General features: G+C 70.9%; 16 protein-coding genes. 5 read left to right on the top strand and 11 right to left on the bottom strand.

Annotated features, from left to right (window positions below):
• Positions 1 to 75: 75 nt before the first annotated feature.
• From ACGFJ7_RS45095 to ACGFJ7_RS45110, 4 genes are all read right to left on the bottom strand, one after another.
• Positions 76 to 717 carry a DUF3159 domain-containing protein gene (locus ACGFJ7_RS45095; protein ID WP_392648471.1) on the bottom strand — a complete coding sequence of 214 codons (642 nt, stop codon included), beginning with the start codon at positions 715 to 717 and terminating at the stop codon, positions 76 to 78.
• 305 nt (positions 718 to 1,022) lie between these two features.
• The gene (locus ACGFJ7_RS45100) at positions 1,023 to 1,238 is read right to left on the bottom strand and encodes an SDR family NAD(P)-dependent oxidoreductase (RefSeq protein WP_360259812.1); all 216 of its coding nucleotides are present in this window, start codon (positions 1,236 to 1,238) and stop codon (positions 1,023 to 1,025) included.
• 28 nt (positions 1,239 to 1,266) lie between these two features.
• Positions 1,267 to 2,310 (bottom strand): aldehyde dehydrogenase family protein, encoded by a 1,044-nt coding sequence (locus ACGFJ7_RS45105; RefSeq protein ID WP_392648559.1) that lies wholly within the window; start codon positions 2,308 to 2,310, stop codon positions 1,267 to 1,269.
• A 164-nt stretch (positions 2,311 to 2,474) separates the two neighbouring features.
• Complete coding sequence (locus tag ACGFJ7_RS45110; RefSeq protein WP_392648473.1) at positions 2,475 to 3,878, bottom strand: MFS transporter; 1,404 nt, start codon at positions 3,876 to 3,878, stop codon at positions 2,475 to 2,477.
• A 294-nt stretch (positions 3,879 to 4,172) separates the two neighbouring features.
• On the opposite strand from ACGFJ7_RS45110, the gene ACGFJ7_RS45115 reads away from it, so the two are divergent.
• Both ACGFJ7_RS45115 and ACGFJ7_RS45120 read left to right on the top strand, forming a co-directional pair.
• Complete coding sequence (locus tag ACGFJ7_RS45115) at positions 4,173 to 5,198, top strand: M12 family metallopeptidase (RefSeq protein WP_360259801.1); 1,026 nt, start codon at positions 4,173 to 4,175, stop codon at positions 5,196 to 5,198.
• Positions 5,195 to 5,539, top strand: a complete 345-nt coding sequence (locus tag ACGFJ7_RS45120; RefSeq protein ID WP_360259803.1) for a carboxypeptidase-like regulatory domain-containing protein — start codon at positions 5,195 to 5,197, stop codon at positions 5,537 to 5,539. The genes ACGFJ7_RS45115 and ACGFJ7_RS45120 overlap by 4 nt, the downstream gene beginning before the upstream one ends.
• Positions 5,540 to 5,751: 212 nt before the next feature.
• Here the strand turns inward: ACGFJ7_RS45120 and ACGFJ7_RS45125 are convergent, their stop codons facing one another.
• A complete protein-coding gene (locus ACGFJ7_RS45125) occupies positions 5,752 to 6,612 on the bottom strand; it encodes a dioxygenase (RefSeq protein WP_360259805.1) in 861 nt (286 codons plus the stop codon).
• Positions 6,613 to 6,849: 237 nt separating this feature from the next.
• Here ACGFJ7_RS45125 and ACGFJ7_RS45130 point away from each other — a divergent pair, with 237 nt between their 5' ends.
• The gene (locus ACGFJ7_RS45130) at positions 6,850 to 8,175 is read left to right on the top strand and encodes an FAD-dependent oxidoreductase (protein WP_392648478.1); all 1,326 of its coding nucleotides are present in this window, start codon (positions 6,850 to 6,852) and stop codon (positions 8,173 to 8,175) included.
• Between the two features lie 58 nt (positions 8,176 to 8,233).
• Here the strand turns inward: ACGFJ7_RS45130 and ACGFJ7_RS45135 are convergent, their stop codons facing one another.
• The 6 genes from ACGFJ7_RS45135 to ACGFJ7_RS45160 form a co-directional block, all read right to left on the bottom strand.
• Entirely contained in the window at positions 8,234 to 9,403 is a 1,170-nt protein-coding gene (locus ACGFJ7_RS45135) for an ABC transporter substrate-binding protein (protein ID WP_360261200.1), read from the bottom strand.
• A gap of 29 nt (positions 9,404 to 9,432) precedes the next feature.
• Positions 9,433 to 10,164: an ABC transporter ATP-binding protein gene (locus tag ACGFJ7_RS45140; protein ID WP_392648481.1), complete on the bottom strand. Its 732-nt coding sequence runs from the start codon at positions 10,162 to 10,164 to the stop codon at positions 9,433 to 9,435.
• Complete coding sequence (locus ACGFJ7_RS45145; RefSeq protein ID WP_360261198.1) at positions 10,157 to 10,870, bottom strand: ABC transporter ATP-binding protein; 714 nt, start codon at positions 10,868 to 10,870, stop codon at positions 10,157 to 10,159. Before ACGFJ7_RS45145 ends, ACGFJ7_RS45140 begins: the two co-directional genes overlap by 8 nt.
• Positions 10,867 to 11,835 carry a branched-chain amino acid ABC transporter permease gene (locus ACGFJ7_RS45150; protein ID WP_360261196.1) on the bottom strand — a complete coding sequence of 323 codons (969 nt, stop codon included), beginning with the start codon at positions 11,833 to 11,835 and terminating at the stop codon, positions 10,867 to 10,869. Before ACGFJ7_RS45150 ends, ACGFJ7_RS45145 begins: the two co-directional genes overlap by 4 nt.
• On the bottom strand, positions 11,832 to 12,704 hold the full coding sequence (locus tag ACGFJ7_RS45155; RefSeq protein ID WP_360261194.1) for a branched-chain amino acid ABC transporter permease: 873 nt from the start codon (positions 12,702 to 12,704) through the stop codon (positions 11,832 to 11,834). The genes ACGFJ7_RS45150 and ACGFJ7_RS45155 overlap by 4 nt, the downstream gene beginning before the upstream one ends.
• Before the next feature lie 96 nt (positions 12,705 to 12,800).
• Positions 12,801 to 14,387 (bottom strand): GDSL-type esterase/lipase family protein, encoded by a 1,587-nt coding sequence (locus ACGFJ7_RS45160; protein WP_360261191.1) that lies wholly within the window; start codon positions 14,385 to 14,387, stop codon positions 12,801 to 12,803.
• A gap of 266 nt (positions 14,388 to 14,653) precedes the next feature.
• On the opposite strand from ACGFJ7_RS45160, the gene ACGFJ7_RS45165 reads away from it, so the two are divergent.
• Both ACGFJ7_RS45165 and ACGFJ7_RS45170 read left to right on the top strand, forming a co-directional pair.
• On the top strand, positions 14,654 to 16,312 hold the full coding sequence (locus tag ACGFJ7_RS45165; protein ID WP_360261189.1) for an amidohydrolase: 1,659 nt from the start codon (positions 14,654 to 14,656) through the stop codon (positions 16,310 to 16,312).
• A gap of 87 nt (positions 16,313 to 16,399) precedes the next feature.
• Positions 16,400 to 17,635, top strand: a complete 1,236-nt coding sequence (locus tag ACGFJ7_RS45170) for a cytochrome P450 (RefSeq protein ID WP_392648486.1) — start codon at positions 16,400 to 16,402, stop codon at positions 17,633 to 17,635.
• Positions 17,636 to 17,660: the final 25 nt, after the last annotated feature.

Here is a 17,660-nt window from a genome sequence, read left to right on the forward strand (position 1 = left end):
AGAGGCACAGTGCCGAGAGGTGGTGAGAGGTGAGGTGCTTTGCGCGCCGGGAAGGGGGCTTCGGTGGCGAGGCGGTCAGGAGGCCGGCGTCGGCTCGGTCACCGGGTGGCGTAGGCCGGGGTGGCCGGCCGGCAGCGAGCGGCGGATCACCCACCAGCTCACCGCGAGGCAGGCGGCGACCAGGGGCCAGGTCAGCGCGATCCGGGCCACGCCGAGGGCTGTCACCTGGTCGGCCGCGTACAGAGGCAGGAAGACCGCTACCCGGATCAGGTACTGCAGAACCCAGATCCAACTGCCTCGCATGTACGCCCGTAGCAGTGCCGGATCGCGGCGCCACCGGGTTCTCTGGCCCAGCACCGCGCCCACGATCACGCCCAGCAGCGGCCAGCGGATCACGATGCTGACCGCCCAGGCCAGCGCGCTGGCCGCGTTGCTGAGCAGTTGCAGAAGGAAGAAGTCGGCGGCATTGCCGGTACGGAGGGCGATCAGTGCCGCCACGCAGACGCCGAGCAGGCCGATCAGCACCGCGCGGGGCTTGTCGCCGTGCCGCAGGCGCCACCACGAGATGGCCAGGGCGCAGACGACCGCCACGATGGCGCCGGCCCAGATCGACCGGCCGATCAGCCAGCCCCCGAGATATCCGGCCGCCGGCACGGTCGCGTCGATCGCCGCCCGCCGCCCGTTGAGCAGCTCCGCCAACGACTCCGGCTGCGCCATCCCCAACCCCGTCCTTCGAAGTTAGGAAAGCCTAACCGCAGCCAACCCGCCGGGGGCTACGGGGTGAAGTCCCGCCGGCGAGGGGCGAAGAAGGGCGAGGGTGCGAAGGCGAGGGGCGAGGGGCGAGAGGGCGAGGCGCATGGCGAGGGGCGAAGGCGAAGGGCAAGGGGGGAGAGGGCGAATGGCGAGGGGGCGAGGGGGCGAAGGCGAGGGCCAAGGGGGCGAGGGGGCCGAGGGGCGTAAGGCGAGGGGGCGGGGCGAGCTCGGCCGGGGCCTGGAGCGGGCCGGCCGAGCCGAGGGGTGGATCAGCGGTAGTCGGTTGACTCGTTGGGGGCGGACATGGGCAGCGTTGTCATCGACGTGCCGGCCCACTCTGTGCGCATGCCGCCCGGCTCCGCGACCGTGACCTTGATGCCCAGTGGGGCCACCTCCAGGGCCAGCGCCGCCGAGAAACCGTTCACCGCGTGCTTTGCCGCCTCACGACAGCCTTCGCGATCTGCCGGCCCAGGCCGCCGGAGCAGCCCGTCACCAGCCGGGTCTTCGGCATTCTCAACTCGCCTTCGTGATCGTCTGGTACTCGATGTACTGGGTGAGGCCGACCACGCCGTACTCGCGCCCGATCCCGCTGGTCTTGAAGCCGCCGAACGGGCCGTCGAAGCCGATCGGGGCGCCGTTGATCGTGACCGTGCCGGTGCGCAGGCGGCGGGCCACGGCCAGCGCCCGGGACGGGTCGGCCGACCAGACGCCGCCGGACAGGCCGTACTCGGAGTCGTTGGCGATGCGGACCGCGTCGTCCCCGTCGTCGTAGGCGATGACCGCCAGCACCGGCCCGAAGATCTCCTCCTGGGCGATGTGCATGCTGTTGTCGACGTCCGCGAACAGGGTCGGCCGGACGTAGAAGCCCTTCTCCAGGCCTTCGGGGATCTGCGAGCCGCCCACCACCAGCGTCGCGCCCTCGCTGACGCCCAGGTCGATGTAGTCGCGGACCCGCTGCTGCTGGTCGGCGCGGACCATCGGCCCGATGAACGTGTCCGGGTCGAGCGGGTCGCCGACCTTGGCCGACGACACCATGTCGGCCAGGGCGGCCACGATCTCGTCGTACCGGCGGCGTGGGGCCAGGATGCGGGTCTGCGCGATGCACGACTCGCCGTTGTTGAGCAGCGAGCCGAACTTCAGTCCGGCGACCGCCGAGGGGACGTCGGCGTCGTCCAGGATGATCGCGGCCGATTTGCCGCCCAGCTCCAGGCTGACTCGCTTGAGCTGTTCGCCGGCGAGCGAGGCGATCCGCCGCCCGGCCCGGGTCGAGCCGGTGAACGCGATCTTGTCGACGCCGGGGTGCTTGACCAGGTGTTCGCTGGTCTCGCGGTCCGCCGCCAGGACGCTGATCCGGCCCTCGGGCACCCCGGCCTCGGCCAGCAGTGAGGCCAGCAGGTTCATGCTCAGCGTGTTCTCCGGCGAGACCTTGAGGATCACCGTGTTCCCGGCCAGCAGGGCCGGGATGATCTTCGCGTTGGCCGCCGAGAACGGCGAGTTCCAGGGGATGATCGCCGCGACCACGCCGACCGGCGTACGGCGTACGGCGTACGACCGAATCGAAGGGTGTGGAGGAGGGGAGCGTCTCCTCCCAGCCGAACTCGGACGCCGCCTTGAGGAACGAGGTGGCCTGGCGCGACAGGCCGGGCTGACCGGCTCGGCAGAACCAGAGCGCGGAGCCGTTCTCGGCCGCGATCACCCGCCGAGGAAGAGCCTGGTGTTCATCATGCCTCCAGAAGGACGGGGTTTTGCGGGGTGATCTCCGGGGCGCGGTGGCGGGTGACGATCGCGACGACGATCCCCAGGGCCAGCGCGGCGACGAAGAAGTAGACGGATCCGGTGAACGCGTCGTGGAAGGCCGCGACCTTGCCGTTCGGCAGCGCGCCGGCGTACACAATCGTCAAGATCGCGATGCCGAGCGATCCGCCGACCTGGTGCGCGACGTTGACGAGGCCGGAGGCGGCGCCGGCGTCCTGCGGCTCGACGTCGGCCACGCCGCCGTTCGTCATCAGGATGATCGCGATGCCCTGACCGACTCCGATCACCAGCAGGGGCAACAGGACGTCCGGGAAGTACGTCGAGGAAGCCGAGATCCGGGACAGCCACCACGTGCCGGCGAGCGCGATCGTCAGCGAGGCGACGAGCAGCACGGGGCGGCCCAGCCGGGCCAGGAGCGGCCTGACCACGTACACCATCGCGAAGAACATGCCGGTGACCGGCACATAGGCGAAGCCGGTCTCGAGTGGGCTGAGGCCCAGCACCTCCTGGAGGTACTGGCTCAGGAAGTAGAAAACGGCGAAGTTCCCCCCGACGATCAAGAGCCTTCCCGCGTACGCGCCGGAGCGCTCGACATTCGCGAACAGTCGCAGCGGGGTGATCGGCTGAGCCACCACGCGCTCGATGAGGACGAAAGTGATCAGCAGAACAATCCCCGCGGCGAGCGAGACGACGGTCGAGGCGGCGCCCCAGCCGGCCTCGGAGGCCTGGATGAAGCCGTAGACGAGAGCGGTCATGCCCAGCGTCGAGGTGAGCGCCCCACCGAGGTCGAAGCTGCCCTCGCTGCGGGCGGTGCCGGCCAGGAAGCGCGGGGCGAGCGCCGTGATCACCAGGCCGATCGGAACGTTGACGAGCAGGCCCCAGCGCCAGGACAGCAGGTCGGTGAAGACGCCGCCGATCACGATGCCGACGCTGCCGCCGGCGCCGATCACCGCGCTGTACAGGGCGATCAGCCGGGCCCGGTCGGTGGCGTCGCGCGAACCGGAGACCAGCAGGGCCAGCGTGGACGGCACGGCCAGCGAGGCCGCCACGCCCTGCACGGCCCGGGCCGCGATCAGGAACGGCCCGGTCGGCGCGAGGCCCGCGGCCAGCGAGGCCAGGGTGAACAGCGCGATCCCGCCGACGAAGACCCGGCGGCGGCCGAGCAGGTCGCCGGTCCGGGCGCCGAGCAGCAGGAGGCCGCCGAACGCCAGCACGTACGCGTTCTGCACCCAGGACAGCGCGCCCGGGGAGAAGTCGAACTGCTGCTGCACCTTCGGCAGCGCGGTGGTGATGATCGAGGTGTCGAGGGTCATCATCAGCTGAGATCCGAGGATCAGCGTCAGCGCGACCCGGCGCGGCGGCGGTGGCATCGAAACTTTCCTTCCGTGAGGTGTCCCTCAGCGACCATTGCCCCGTCCGCTCCCCGGGCGCCCCCGTGTCCGACCCTGGTCGGGGTGCTGGTGCGCCCGGTCACACGGGCCGCGTGCGGGGGGTGCCGGGCCGTGTCAGATACCTCCCGGACGGCTTTCCGACAACGCTCTCGCAGGTCATTGACTTGACCAAGAAATCAAGAGAAAGCTTGGTGCACGTTATTCGCCGCGCCGGACGGAAATGATTCCCGGCGGGCATTTATTCCGTGCTTTTTCGGTGGGGGGAAGGGCGTCATGGAACAGTTGAGGTATTGCGCCGCGCCGCCGCGCATCATGCCGGTTCTGCCGGCCGACATGCCGGCCGAACGGCGGCGGGCAATCGTGCGGGGCACCGCCAAGTGGGCGAACGGGACGAAACTGCGCTACGCCTTCATGGAGAGCGGCCGCGACGACCAGAAGGCGGTCGTCCGCGAGTCGTTCGCCGAGTGGAAAGGCATCGGCATCGGGCTCGATTTCGCCGAGGTGAGCTCGCCCGCCGAGGCCGAGGTACGTATCGGCTTCGAGCAGGGTGACGGCTCCTGGTCCTATCTCGGGCGCGACGTGCTCCAGATCGGGCAGAACGAGCGGACCATGAATTTCGGGTGGGATCTGACGACGCCGTACGGCCGGACGACCGCCCGCCACGAGATCGGGCACACGCTCGGCATGCCGCACGAGCACCAGAACCCGAACGCCGGCATCGTCTGGGACGACGAGGCCGTCTACGCCTTCCTCGGCGGGCCGCCGAACAACTGGCCGCGCGAGACCACGTTCCACAACGTGCTCCGCAAGCTCGACCCGGCCGAGGTCGAGGGCTCCGACTGGGATCCCGAGTCCGTCATGGAATACAGCTTCCCGAGCGGGCTGGTGATCAGCCCGGAGGAGTACAAGACGAACGGCATCCGCCCGCCCGGCAGCATTTCGAAGATCGACCAGGAGCAGGTGCTGATCTGGTACCCGGGTCTCACGCCGCAACTACCGCGCCTGACGCCGTTCCAGTCGACGCCGATGAGCCTGAAACCGGGCGAGCAGTTCAACGCCGAAATCGTGCCCGAGGCGAGCCGTGAGTACAGCATCGGCACCTTCGGCGCGGCCGACGTCGTGCTCGTGCTTTTCGAGGAGGTCGACGGCGAACTGCGCTATCTGGCCGGCGACGACGACAGCGGCGAGGACCGGAACGCCCTGATCGATGTGAAGCTTTTCGCGGGCCGCCGTTACGTGGTCCGGGTCCGGCTCTATTACTCGTGGGCCTCCGGCGAATCCGCGGTCATGTACTGGTGAACGAGGCCTCCCGCTTGAGCGCGGCCCTGCTGGCGGCCGCCCTGCTCCTCGGGGCCTGCGACAGTTCCACACCGTCGCGGGCCGACGAGGGCGTACGCGGTCGCGTCCTCGATGGAGCCGGCGCGCCCATCAGCGACGCGACCGTGACTCGCCGCGCGGTCGGCCCTTCGCGCTCATCCGACCTGAAGGTCGTGATCACCGACCGGGACGGCCGCTACGACTGGCCCCTGGAGCCGGGCGTCTGGGAGCTGGATTTCACCGCCCGCGACCACAGCCCGGCCACTGTCGGCGTCACGGTGGCCGACGGCCAGTGGGCGAGCATCGACGTCAAACTGCGATAGGCGCGGCGCCTCAACCGCCGGAATCACGGGTGACGCGGTCAGCCTGGGCATCTCGATCGCCCTGCCGCGCAGGGGCTGGCGGTGATCGCGCTCGCCGAGGTCATCAGCCGGGGCCGGGTCTCGCCCTCTGGACCCTGTTCGGCGTCACCGCCGCTGTCCAGCGCCCCGGCAGCGGAGCCGCGGTCACCCGCGCCGGGGCCCGACCGGCGAGGTCACCGGGGCTGCAGGACGAAGTCGTAGCGGGCGACCATGAACGCCCGGTCCATGACCCGGCCGTCCGGGCTCGGGCCAGGCCCGTGCTCGGCGAACGGGGTGACCAGCGCGTCCTTGACACCGAACACCACATCAGTGTCCAAGTATTCTGTTCCCGCCGGGAACAGATGGGTCACCAGCTTCTCGTAGCCGGGCTCCTCGAGCAGGAAGTGGACGTGCGCCGGACGGTACTCGCTGATGTCGGTCCGGGCGATCAGGTCACCGACCGGCCCGTCCATCGGGATGGTGTAGCCCAGCGGCACGATCGTCCGCACGCAGTAGGTGCCGTCCTCGCGGGCCCGGAACTTGGCCCGCAGCCGAGCCTCGTCGACCTCGGGCAGCTGCGACTCGTACATTCCGTCGACGTCGGCCTGCCACACGTCGAGCACGGCGTGCGGCACCGGCCGGCCGGCGAGGTCGGTCACGCGGCCGACGATGAACAGCGGCGTCCCGGGCAACCCGTCGGACATGTCGAAGCCCCATTCCACTGTGGGCGAGCCGTCGATGTGGAACGGCCCCAGCACCGTCGCCGGTGTGGCCCGTTCGTCGAACCGGTGGTTGAGCTGGACCACCAGTGAGCTCAGGCCCAGCACGTCGGAGGCGAGAATGAACTCCTGCCGCTTCTCGTTGCTGATCTGACCGGTCCGGGTCAGCCAGTCCATGGCCGCCATCCATTCGTCGGCGGTCAGGTCGACCTCGCGGGCGAAGGCGTGCAGGTGCCGTACGAGCGCGGTCATCAATTCGCCCGTACGCGGTGAATGGGCCGTGGCCCATCGGCGTGCGGCCTCGTCGGTGAGGTTCTCGTCGGGCCGGGTAGCCATCATGAGTCCTTTCCAAGCACTGCTTACTCGAGCTTGAGTCGACGGAAATCGGCCGAGGCGACCGGGCAGGCCGGGGGGATCCGGCGTACGCCTGACGACTTGAGAGAGGCCATCACTTTCCTGAATCGGCAGACGGGCCAGGCGGGCAGGAGTTCACACCGAACCCGCGGGACACGAACACGTAGTGGTAGCTGAACAGGTGTCCGTCGCAACACTCACGGAAGACAAGGTTTTGGTGTGACCGAATCCGAGACCCGCCCTGGCCGCCACGCGGCCGTCATCGGCGGCAGCGTGGCGGGGCTTCTCGCGGCCCGCGCGGTGAGCGCCACGTTCGAGCGGGTGACGGTCCTCGACCGTGACGCGCTCCCGGCCGAGCCGGTCGCCCGGCGCGGCGTTCCGCAGGGCCGGCACGTGCACGGCGTCACCGCGCGCGGCGCCGCCGGTCTGGAGAGCTTGTTCCCCGGAATCCTCGACGAGCTGATCGCGGCCGGGGCGCCCCGGGCCGACGCGCTGTACGACTATCACTACTACCTCGACGGGCACAAGCTCGCCCGGGGGACGGCGGACACCCCGAACTACCTCGTCACCAGGCCGCTGATCGAAGGCCTGATCCGCCGGCGGGTGAGCTCACTGGAGAACGTCACCGTCGTCGACTCGACCGAGGCGCTCGGTCTGCTCACCGCGGACGGCCGGATCACCGGCGTACGGGCGCGGGCCGTGGCCGGGCACGACCCCGAGCGCGACATCGAGGCGGATCTGGTCATCGACGCGGCCGGCCGTGGCTCGCGCGCGGTGACCTGGCTGGCGGATCTGGGCTACCCCACTCCGGACGAGACCGTCGTACGGACGAACGTGGTCTATGTGACCAGGCACTTCCAGCAGGCCTCGGGCCAGCCGGGCGGACGGCACGCCGTCGTGTCGGGCGCGTACCCGGCGAACCCCCGCAGCGGCGCCGCCGTACGCCAGGAGAACGGCCAGATCGCCGTGTTCCTGGCCGGCATCCTCGGTGACGAGCCGCCCACCGACGACGAGGGCATGCTCGCCTTCGCGTCCACATTGGCCGCCCCCGAGATCGCTGAGGTGCTGGGTACGGCCACCCCCCTCGACGAGGCGGCCAAGATGCGCAACCCGGCCAGCTCCCTGCGGCACTTCGAGAAGCTCGACCGCTACCTCGACGGCTACCTGGTAGTCGGCGACGCGATGGGCAACTTCAACCCGCTCTACGGCCAGGGCATCACGGTGGCCGTGCTCGAGGCCGAGCTTCTGGAGTCGCTGCTGGCGAGCGGGCTCGACCGGCTGGCCCCGCGCTACTTCGCCGGGGCGGCCCGGGTGCTGGCTGAGCCGTGGGCCCTGGCCGCGGGCAGCGACCTGCGATTCCCCGGCGTCGAGGGGGAGCGGGACCCGCAGCAGGAGCAGGCCGGGCAGTACCTGGATCTGCTGCGGGCCACGGCCGCAACCGACGCGCGGGTCGGCGCGGCCTTCCTGCGGGTGGCGAACATGCTCGACCCGATCACGGCGCTGTTCGACCCGGCGCTGGCCGCGCGGGTGCGGCAGACGGCCTGACGACAGCGCCTCGAACGCCCCTGGACCCGAGCAGACGCTCGAGTCCAGGGGCGTTCGGTCAGTCGGCCAGGACCCAGCGGTTCTTCTGTACGGTGAGGATGCCGAGCGCGGCCGGCTGCAGGCCGGAGTGCTCCTCGGGGCTGAACTTCAGCGGCCCGCTGATGCCGTCGATCTGCCCCTTCTCGAGCTCGTCACGGATCTTCTGCGAGTCGGTGCCCTGAGCTCGGCCCACCGCGTCGACGATGGACTGCAGAGCGTCGGCGGCGAAGGACGCGAAGCCCGAGTATTCGCCGTTGGCCTTCTGATAGGCCTCGACCCAGGCCTTGCGGTCCTTGCCGGCCGGTGTGGCGGTGTCGATGTCGTCGGTGGCCAGGACCCGGGGGAACACCATGTTGGTGCCCTCGGCGGCGGCCCCGGCGCCCTTGATGAACAGCTCGGCGCCCGCGCCCGCGTCCAGATAGATCTGGCCGGCGTACCGGGCGTCACGCAGCGCCTTGACCACGGTGCCGGCGGCCGGGGAGACGGCCCAGACGACCACCGCCTGCGGCTTGGCCGCCACGACCTTGGAGACCTGGACCGTCACGCTCGTGTCGGCCTGGCCGAACTGCTCGGCTGCCACGACGCTGATCCCGGCCTTGCCGGCCGCCTCGGTCACCGACTTCCGGCCGTCCTGGCCGTAGACGTTGTTGACGGAGATGAGCCCGATCTTGCCGAGCTTCTTGCGCTTGAGCTCGTCGACGATGACGGTGGCGTCCTGGGCCGGGTTCGGCGAGATCTTGAACAGGTACGTCCGCTCGGACACCGGGTTGGTCAGGGCGCTGGCCGACGCGAGCGCGATGGCCGGCACCTTGTTCTCGGTGATCGTGGGCAGGGCGGCCAGGCCGCAGGCGCTGCATCCGCCGAGGATCAGGGCGTTCGCGTGCTCGTTCTTGATGAGCGCGTTGACGTTGGTGACCGACGTGTTGTTGTCCGTACGGTTGTCGCGCACGACGACCTTGAGCTTGCGGCCACCGAGCGCCCCGGTCTCGTTGAGCTGAGCGGCCTTGAGTTCGAGCGCCTTCTGGTACGCGGTGCCGATCGACGCCGTGGGCCCGGACAGCTCCAGGCTGGCGCCGACGACGATCTCGTCCGCGCCGGAACCGGCCGGCTTCTCGTCCGCGGCGCAGCCGGCCACGGTGGCCAGGACGGCGGCGGTCAGAGTGAGCGGCAGGACGCCTCGTAGTCGCACTTTGTGGTTCTCCTAGCTAGCGGTGTGATTCACCCGGCGGCCGGATCGGCCCCGAGATATGCCGAGCGCACGCGCGCGTCGCCGCGCAGCATCGCGCTCGGCCCGGATGTGGTGATGCGCCCGCGTTCCATCAGGTAGCCGCGGTCGGCCACCCGGAAGGCGACCGCGGCGTTCTGCTCGACGAGCAGCACGCCGGCCTCCGCTCCGGCCAGCCCGGCGATGATGGTCTCGACCTCGCTCACGACGAGCGGGGCCAGCCCGAGCGAAGGCTCGTCGAGCAGGATGACCGCCGGCGCGGACATCAGCGCCCGGCCGATCGCGAGCATCTGCTGCTCGCCGCCGCTCAACGTGCCGGCGGTCTGCCGGCGCCGCTCGGCCAGGCGAGGGAAGCGGGCGTAAACCTCGGCGACAGCGGCGGTGACCGCTCGACGGGGCCGGCCGTATCCGCCGAGGAGCAGGTTGTCGTGGACCGACAGGGGAGCGAAGACGTGACGGCCCTCCGGCACCAGGGAAACGCCCGCCCGGTGGCGCCACGGCACCGGGCGGCCGGTGATGTCCCGGCCGCGCAGCAGCACCTGTCCCCTGGTCGGCCGGATCAGACCGGCCACCGTTTTGAGCAGCGTGGTCTTGCCGGCGCCGTTACGGCCGATCAGGCAGACCACCTCACCCGCCCCGACGGTGAGATCGACGCCGTGCAGGGCCTCGATCCGGCCGTAGCCCGCGGCCAGGCCGGATAGTCGCAGCAGGCCGGGGTCAGGCATCGCCGTCCCCCAGATAGGCACGCCGGACCTCCGGATCGGCGGCCACCGCGGCCGGCGGGCCGTCGGCCAGCAGCCGGCCGCGGTCGAGCACCAGGACGCGGTCGCTGATCCGCAGGACGCTCGGCACGTCGTGTTCGACCAGCAGCAGAGTGGTCCCGTCGTCGCGCAGCCGGGCGAACAGGTCCAGCAGTTCGTCGCCCTCGCTGGCGGGCAGCCCGGCGAGCGGCTCGTCCAGCAGGATGACGCGCGGGTCGAGGGCGAGGGCACGGGCCAGCTCCAGGCGGCGCTGTTCGCCGTACGAGAGCTCGCCTGGGTACCGATCCTCGGCGCCGGCCAGGCCGACGTCGGCCAGCAGGGCGAGCGCTCGCTTGCGGCCGCGCCGCCGGGCCCCGTACGGCGTCAGCAGGTGTTCGAGGACCGGGAGCGAGCCGAACAATCGCAGGTTCTGGAAGGTGCGGGTCAGCCCGGCGCGGGCGATTCGATGCGCCGGCAGCACAGTCAGCTCGTTCCCGTCGAGCACGGCCCGCCCGCGGGTGGGCCGTACGACCCCGGACAGCACGTTGACAAAGGTGGTCTTGCCGGCACCGTTGGCGCCGATCAGCCCGACCACCCCACCGGTGTCGTGCCGCAGCGACACCCCGTCGATCGCCGTCACGCCGCCGAAGCGCACGGTGAGGTTCTGAATCTCCAGCTCCGCGTATGTCATCGGGTGCCGCCTCCCCGGCGGCGCAGCGCGGCCGGCAGCCCGGCGAGCCCGCGCGGCAGCAGCAACAGACTCAGGACCAGGACGATTCCGTACGCGGTGAGCTCGGCCCCCGCTCCGGAGCCGGGCAACCGTCCCCGCACCACCTCGGTCAGCGTGACCACGGTGAAGGCACCGAGCGGGGCGCCCCACACGCTTTCCCGGCCGCCGACGGTGATGATGATCAGCAACTGCACCGAGTTGAGCAGTCCCAGCATGCTGGGGTCCACGTAGCGGAACCAGTGGGCATAGCCACTGCCGGCTATCGACGCGAGCACCGCCGACACCACGAACGCGGTGCGCCGCAGGGCGGCGATGTCGATGCCGGCCGCCGCCGCGGCCACCGGGCTGTCTCCGGCCGCGGTGAGCGCCGAGCCGAGCTGTGAACGGACGAGCAGGTGTACGGCAACCGTGCCGGCCACCAGCAGACCGGCGTACAGCCAGTAGAGAGGAAGATCGTCGGTGAGGCGGGCGCCGAAGAAGTGGAAGGGCGGCAGACCGCTGATACCGGCGTTGCGGCCGGTGGCCGGAAGCTCGTTGACCACGGCGGCCAGGGCCAGTCCGAAGGCGAGCGTGGCCAGCGACAGATAGTGGCCCTGGGCCCGGAATATGACCGTGCCGAGCGCCCACGCCACCGCGGCGGCCAGGGCGGCACCGGCGAGCAGGCCCCACCACGGGCCGAGGCCGAGCCGGGTGCTCAACAGCGCCGACGTGTAGCCGCCGATGCCGTAGAACGCCGCCTGTCCGATTGAGACCTGCCGAGCCAGGCCGGTCAGCGGGACGAGGCCGAGCGCGCCGATGGCCAGCAGCACCATCAGCACTGCGGTCGACATCGTGTAGAACGGCACCCGGGTGAAGACGGCCGGTACCAGCATCAGCCCGGCGGCGAAGGCCGGATAGCCGGCGTACGGGCGCAGGCGGGCGATCACACGCGCTCCCGGACCGCCGCGACCAGCAGGCCGCCCGGTCGTACCAGCAGCACGGCGACGAGCAGGCCGTACACGATGGCGTCGCGGTAGCCGCTGCTGACCACGCCGGTCACCACGGCCTCGACCACACCGACCAGCAGGCCGCCGGCGATGGCGCCCAGCGGAGAGGTCAGCCCGCCCAGTACGGCCGCGGTGAAGCCCTTGAGCCCCAGCGGAACCCCGGCCGTGGCGTCCGGCGGCTGGATGGGCGCCAGCACGATGCCGCCGATGGCGGCCAGCACGGCCGCGATCAGCAGGGCGAGCAGGCCGGTCCGCAATGGAGCGACGCCCATGAGGCGGGCGGTCTCCCGGTCGGCCGCGAGGGCCCGCATGGCCCGGCCCGCTTGCGACCGGGTCAGCAGCGCCCACACGGCGGTGGCGGCGGCGGCCGCCACCGCCGCACACCACAGGTATTGGGCCGAGATGCTGATCCCGAACGCCTGGAACTGATGGTCGCCGCCGAACGATCCCGCGAAGTGCTGGTCGGCGCCGAAGACGAGCAGGGCCAGCCCTTGGATCAGAATGGAAGCGCCGATCGTCAGCACGATGAGCCGGTCGTGCCCGGCGTCGCGGGCCGGCGAGAGCACGAACAGGTGCAGCGCCGCCCCGCAGCCGGCGGTGACGGTGAGGGCGAGCGCGGCCGCCGCCACGGGGTGAGCCCCGGACTCGACGGCGACCGCGTAGGTGAGCCCGCCCAGCATGACGAAGTCACCCTGAGCGAAGTTGATGATGCCGCTGACCTGATAGACGAGGGCGATGCCGAGCCCGATCACGGCGTAGGTGCTGCCGGTGGCCAGGCCGACCAGCACGTATCCGAGCACCTGCTCCACCGGTTCACCTCCGTCCTGGCGGCTCTGTCACCGCTTCAGACGCCGGGCGGGCCAGGGGGTTCACGGAAAGTGACGCTGCTCTCCGGCCGTATGGAGTTACTGCGGCAGGAGGTCGAACAGTTCCCAGGGCCCGATGGCGTCGCGGTCGGCGATCAGCGGCTGCGCGCCGGCGGCCTCGGCGGCGACGTAGCGGCCGGTGGCCGCCGATCGCAGGCTGACGCTGCCGTCGGCATTGGCCACGAAAGTGAATCGCTGTTCGGCGCCGACCGTAGTCGCGGAAGCGATGAGCGGCTTCTTCTCGGAGGCGGTGACGTACTTGTTGTTGGCGTGCGCGCGCAGCGCCGAGGTGCCGTCGGCCTGGGGGATCCGGTCGAACTGCTCCCAGGGGCCGATGGGGTCGCGGTTGGCGATCAACGGCTGCTCGCCGCCGGCCTCGGCCGCGACAATCTTCTTGTTCTCCCGTGACCGCAGAGCGATGACCGTGGTGGGGGTGACGACCGGGCCGGTGGGCGGGCCGAAGATGTTCAGGTCGACCACGTCGGCCATGGCCTGCAGCCCCGCGGTGTTGGGGTGCAGGTGGTCGCCGATGTCGAAGGCGGGAAGAAAGCGCCGCGCGTCGGCCGGGTCCTGTGTGGCGGTGGCGAAGTCCACGACGGCGTCACAGCCGCTGCCGGATCCCCGAACGAAAGCGTTGTACTCGCCGCGGGCGGCCTCGGCCGCCTCGGTCCAGCGCTCGTGGCCGCCGAACGGCGTCAGAGTGGCGCACAGCACCCGTACGCCCCGGGCGTGGGCCGCGCCGATCTGCCCGGTGAGGGCCGCGGTCAGCCGGGCGCCGGTCGGTGGGTTGAAGCCGAGCAGATCATTGATGGGCGTGTCGGCGATGACGGCCCAGGTGACGCCGGGCTGGTCGAGCACATCGCGGGTGAACCGGTGAACCGCGCTCTGCCCGGCACCGTCGTCGAGCGTGGCGTTGCCGCTGATGCCCTGGTTGAGCACCCCGACCACGCGGCCGGTGGCGGCCAGCCGGACGGCCAGGTCGTTGGGCCAGCGACGGTTCTGGTCGAACGTCGACACGTACCCGTCGGTGATCGACGCGCCGAGGGTCACCACGGCGCCGGCGGCCGCGCTGTTGCGTACGTCCAGGTTGGCCAGCAGGGTGTAGCTCGCGTTGGTGGTGTAGCCGCTCAAAGTCGCGTCACCGGCGACGTTCCCGTCGGCGACGTAGTTGGTCTGGAACGAGTCGAGATGCTGCGTGGGGTCCTGGATCCGGCCCGGGACGTAGAAGCTGACCGTCACGTCGGCGAGCGGCTTCACCGCGAAGGCGACCTCGTCACTGACCGCTTTTCCGCCGGCCGGGATCGTGACCGAGACATCCCCGCCGAAGGTGACAGCACGGTCGGTGGCCGGGTCGACGGCCGGCCCGTCGACCCGGTCGGCCAGGTGGACGTCGGAGATCGTCACGGCTTCGCTGCCGTAGGCGTTGGAGAACTGAAGACGCGCCGACGTTCCGCCGATGCTCGTCCGCACGATCTGGCGCAGCGTCTGCTTCTCGAACGACTTGCCCTGCCCCTTGGTGCTCCACGGCGCGGTCGCGAACGTCCCCGTCCAGCCGTCGGCGCTCGCGCTTCTCGCCGACGCCGGCGGAGCGACGGCCGCCACGCCCAGGACGGCTAGCGCCGCCAAGAATCCTAATTTCTTCCGCACATCCACACCTTTCACGGTGAACTTTCCGCACGCCGGCTTTTCCCGTGCCTCCCCGGGCGGAACCAGTCGATCGTCGCCCGGGGGTCCTGCCGCTAAGGACGTCACTCGCTGAGGAAAGTTCACCGCGGCGGCGGCCGGCCGGATCGTGGTGAACCCACCGCACGCCGGCTCGTCTGTCTGGTGTGGACAACTCGCGATATGAAACAGATCGGCGCTTCGATGAGGGCCGGCGTCGTCTCCTGAAGATGTTCGGCCTGGGCGCGGGCGCGACCACCGCGGCAGTGCTGGCCGCCGATCCGGTTCTGGCCGCGACGCTCGGCTACGACGAGGCGCACGGCGTCGACCCGGCCACCTACCGCCCGCCGATGGGGCTGGCCCGCCGGACCGCCGCCAAGGACACCGCGCTCTCCTGGATCGAGGCCAACCGGGCCAAGCTGATCGGGCTCAGCGACACGATCTGGAAGCATGCCGAGCTGTCCCTGCGCGAGTGGAAGTCGTCGCGGGCCCATGCCGACCTGTTGCGGGCGAACGGCTTCACCATCGATTGGGGCTCGGCGGGCTTCCCGGCGGCCTTCGTGGCCACGTACGGCTCCGGTGGACCGGTACTGGGCTTCAACGCCGAGTACGACGCGCTGCCCGGTCTGTCGCAGAAAGCGGGAGTGGCCACCCACGACCCGATGGTCTACAACTACGACGCCTACGGGCCGGCCTATGGTCCGGGGCACGGCGACGGGCACAATCTGCTCGGCGTGGGTGGCACCGCCGCGGCGATCGCCACCGCTCAGGCGGTCCGGGCCAACGGCCTCGAGGCGACGGTCAAGCTGTTCGGCTCGACCGGCGAGGAGCACCTGGTCGGCAAGGCGTACGCGGTGAAGGCCGGCGTCTACGACGGCCTGGACGCCTTCCTCGACTGGCACCCGTTCAACGCGACCGTGCCGTTCTGGAACACCACCAGCGCCCTGATCTCGTCCACCTTCACCTTCCTGGGCGCCTCGGGGCACGGCGGTTCCCCGTTGGGCAACAAGAGCGGGCTCGACGGTGCGTTGCTGATGGCCACCATGACCGAGTACCTGCGGGAGAAGAACGTCGCGCCGTCCGGGCGGTTCCACTACGCGATCATCAACGGCGGCGGCGCGCCCAACGTCACCCCGGACATGTGTTCGATCTGGTTCTTCGTCCGCGAGGGCAGCCCCGAACGGGCCCGGGTGCTGCACCAGAAGATCGTCGACTGCGCCGAAGCCGCCGCCCGGGCCAGCCAGACCCGGCTCGTGCACCGGTTCCACTCGGGCACGTGGAACCTGCTAGCCAGCAAGACCGGTTCGGAACTGCTCAACGAGAACATGCTCACGCTCGGGCCGCCGGCCTTCACCGCGGCCGACCAGGCACTGGCCAAGAGCCTGCAGAGGGCGCTCGGCAAACCGGAGACCGGCATGCCGATGTCCGTGGCCCCGCTGACCCCGCCCGCGGCGTCCTACACCGGCGGTCTGTCCACCGACACGGCCGACATCAGCTGGAAGGCCCCGACGGCGGTGCTGCTCGCGGCCGCCTTCCCGCCCGGGCTGACCAACCACAACTGGGCGTTCACCGCCACCGCGGCGACCAACATCGGGCACCAGGCGATGCTGTCGGCCGCCCGTTACCTGTCCGCGGCGGCGGTCGACCTGATCGAGCAACCAGCCCTGCTCGCCCGCATGAAAAAGGAGTTCCAGGAGCGTACGAGCGGTGTCGACTGGGTCAGCATGATCCCTGATGGGCAGCAGCCGCCGCTCTACGAACCGCCCGCGGAGTTCCTGGCCCGGACCGGGCAGAAGTTCCCGCCGCCCGGGGTGACCTGGCCGGTGCCGCCGATCATCGCGACCGAGCAGCTCGGCACCACCGGCCCGGCACTGCCGCCGGTGACCTGACGAAGGTCGCGGGGGCCGCGATGAACTCGTCGGTGGTTCCCACGTTCTGCCGTATGGAACGTAGATGCGGGAAGGGACGACGACAGCATGCAGGACACCACGGCGGCCGAGGACGAGTCGCGCCGGCCGGTCGCCACCATCACCGCGGAGTTCAAGGCCGACGCGCCGGCCGCGCTGGCCGAACTGCGGGCCGGTGGGCCGGTCCGGCGGGTGCGGCTGGGTAGCGGCCTCGACGCCTGGGCCGTGCTGTCGTACGCCGAGTCCCGCGCCGCCCTCACCCACCCCCAGCTGCTGAAGAACCCCGAGCCCGCGATCGCGGCGCTGGAAGCGGCCGGTATCACCTCGCATCGGGTGGGTGAGGGTTTCGGGGGTTCCATGCTCTTCTCCGACCCGCCGAACCACACCCGGCTGCGCCGGCTGGTGGCGCCGGTGTTCAGCGCTCGCCGCACCGAGCTGCTAGCCGGCCGCGTGCGGGCGATCGCCGGCGAGCTTCTCGACGCGATGGCGGCTCACGACGAGGTGGATCTGGTGGAGGCCTACTGCGCGCCCCTGCCGATGACCGTCATCTGTGAGCTGCACGGCGTGCCGGCCGGCGAGCGGGCCGACTTCCGGGACTGGTCGCGGGCACTGGTCGGCATCCCCTCGCCGGAGCAGCGGGAGAACGGCCTGCGCTTCAACCGCTATCTGACCGAGCTCGTCGACCGCAAGCGCGCCGAGCCGTCCGACGACCTGCTGTCCGACCTGATCGCTCAGCAGACCAAGGAAGACGGCCGGCTCTCGCACGTCGAGCTGATCGCGATGGCCGGCCTGCTCGTGGTGGCCGGCCACGACACGACCGTCAATCTGCTCGGCAACGCCATGGTGGCGCTGTTCCGTCAGCCGGAACAGGCGTTGCTGCTGCGCTCCCGGCCCGACCTCATCACCGGGGCGGTCGAGGAGTTCCTGCGCCTCGACTCGTCGGTCGAGCAGTCCACGTTCCGCTTCGCGGCCGAGGATCTCGAGCTCGGTGGGGTACGAATCCGGCGCGGTGACCTGGTCGTCGTCTATCTGGGCGCGGCCAGCCGCGACGCCCCGCAGGACGGCGTGGCCGACCCGGCGAAGCTCGATGTGACCCGGGCGAACGCGCGGCACCTCGCCTTCGGGCACGGCATCCACCACTGCGTCGGCGCGCCACTGGCCCGGACCGAGGCGAGCATCGCCATCGGCGCCCTGCTGCGGCGCTTTCCGCGGCTGCGCCCGGGGATCCCGCTCGCCGAGGTGCCGTGGATCCCGAACGGGATGATGCGCGGCCCGCTGCGCCTGCCCGTACGCCTGACCGACTGACCGGCGGTGTCCGCGGAGGGAAACC

It is taken from the genome of Actinoplanes sp. NPDC048988, assembly GCF_043197815.1.
Lineage (GTDB): Bacteria > Actinomycetota > Actinomycetes > Mycobacteriales > Micromonosporaceae > Actinoplanes.

Excerpts from the sequence above, each read along its gene's own strand:
- ACGFJ7_RS45095 (WP_392648471.1), bottom strand. The coding sequence starts at position 717 with ATGGCGCAGCCGGAGTCGTTGGCGGAGCTGCTCAACGGGCGGCGGGCG.
- ACGFJ7_RS45110 (WP_392648473.1), bottom strand. The coding sequence starts at position 3,878 with ATGCCACCGCCGCCGCGCCGGGTCGCGCTGACGCTGATCCTCGGATCT.
- ACGFJ7_RS45115 (WP_360259801.1), top strand. The coding sequence starts at position 4,173 with ATGGAACAGTTGAGGTATTGCGCCGCGCCGCCGCGCATCATGCCGGTT.
- ACGFJ7_RS45125 (WP_360259805.1), bottom strand. The coding sequence starts at position 6,612 with ATGGCTACCCGGCCCGACGAGAACCTCACCGACGAGGCCGCACGCCGA.
- ACGFJ7_RS45140 (WP_392648481.1), bottom strand. The coding sequence starts at position 10,164 with ATGCCTGACCCCGGCCTGCTGCGACTATCCGGCCTGGCCGCGGGCTAC.
- ACGFJ7_RS45145 (WP_360261198.1), bottom strand. The coding sequence starts at position 10,870 with ATGACATACGCGGAGCTGGAGATTCAGAACCTCACCGTGCGCTTCGGC.
- ACGFJ7_RS45165 (WP_360261189.1), top strand. The coding sequence starts at position 14,654 with ATGTTCGGCCTGGGCGCGGGCGCGACCACCGCGGCAGTGCTGGCCGCC.
- ACGFJ7_RS45170 (WP_392648486.1), top strand. The coding sequence starts at position 16,400 with ATGCAGGACACCACGGCGGCCGAGGACGAGTCGCGCCGGCCGGTCGCC.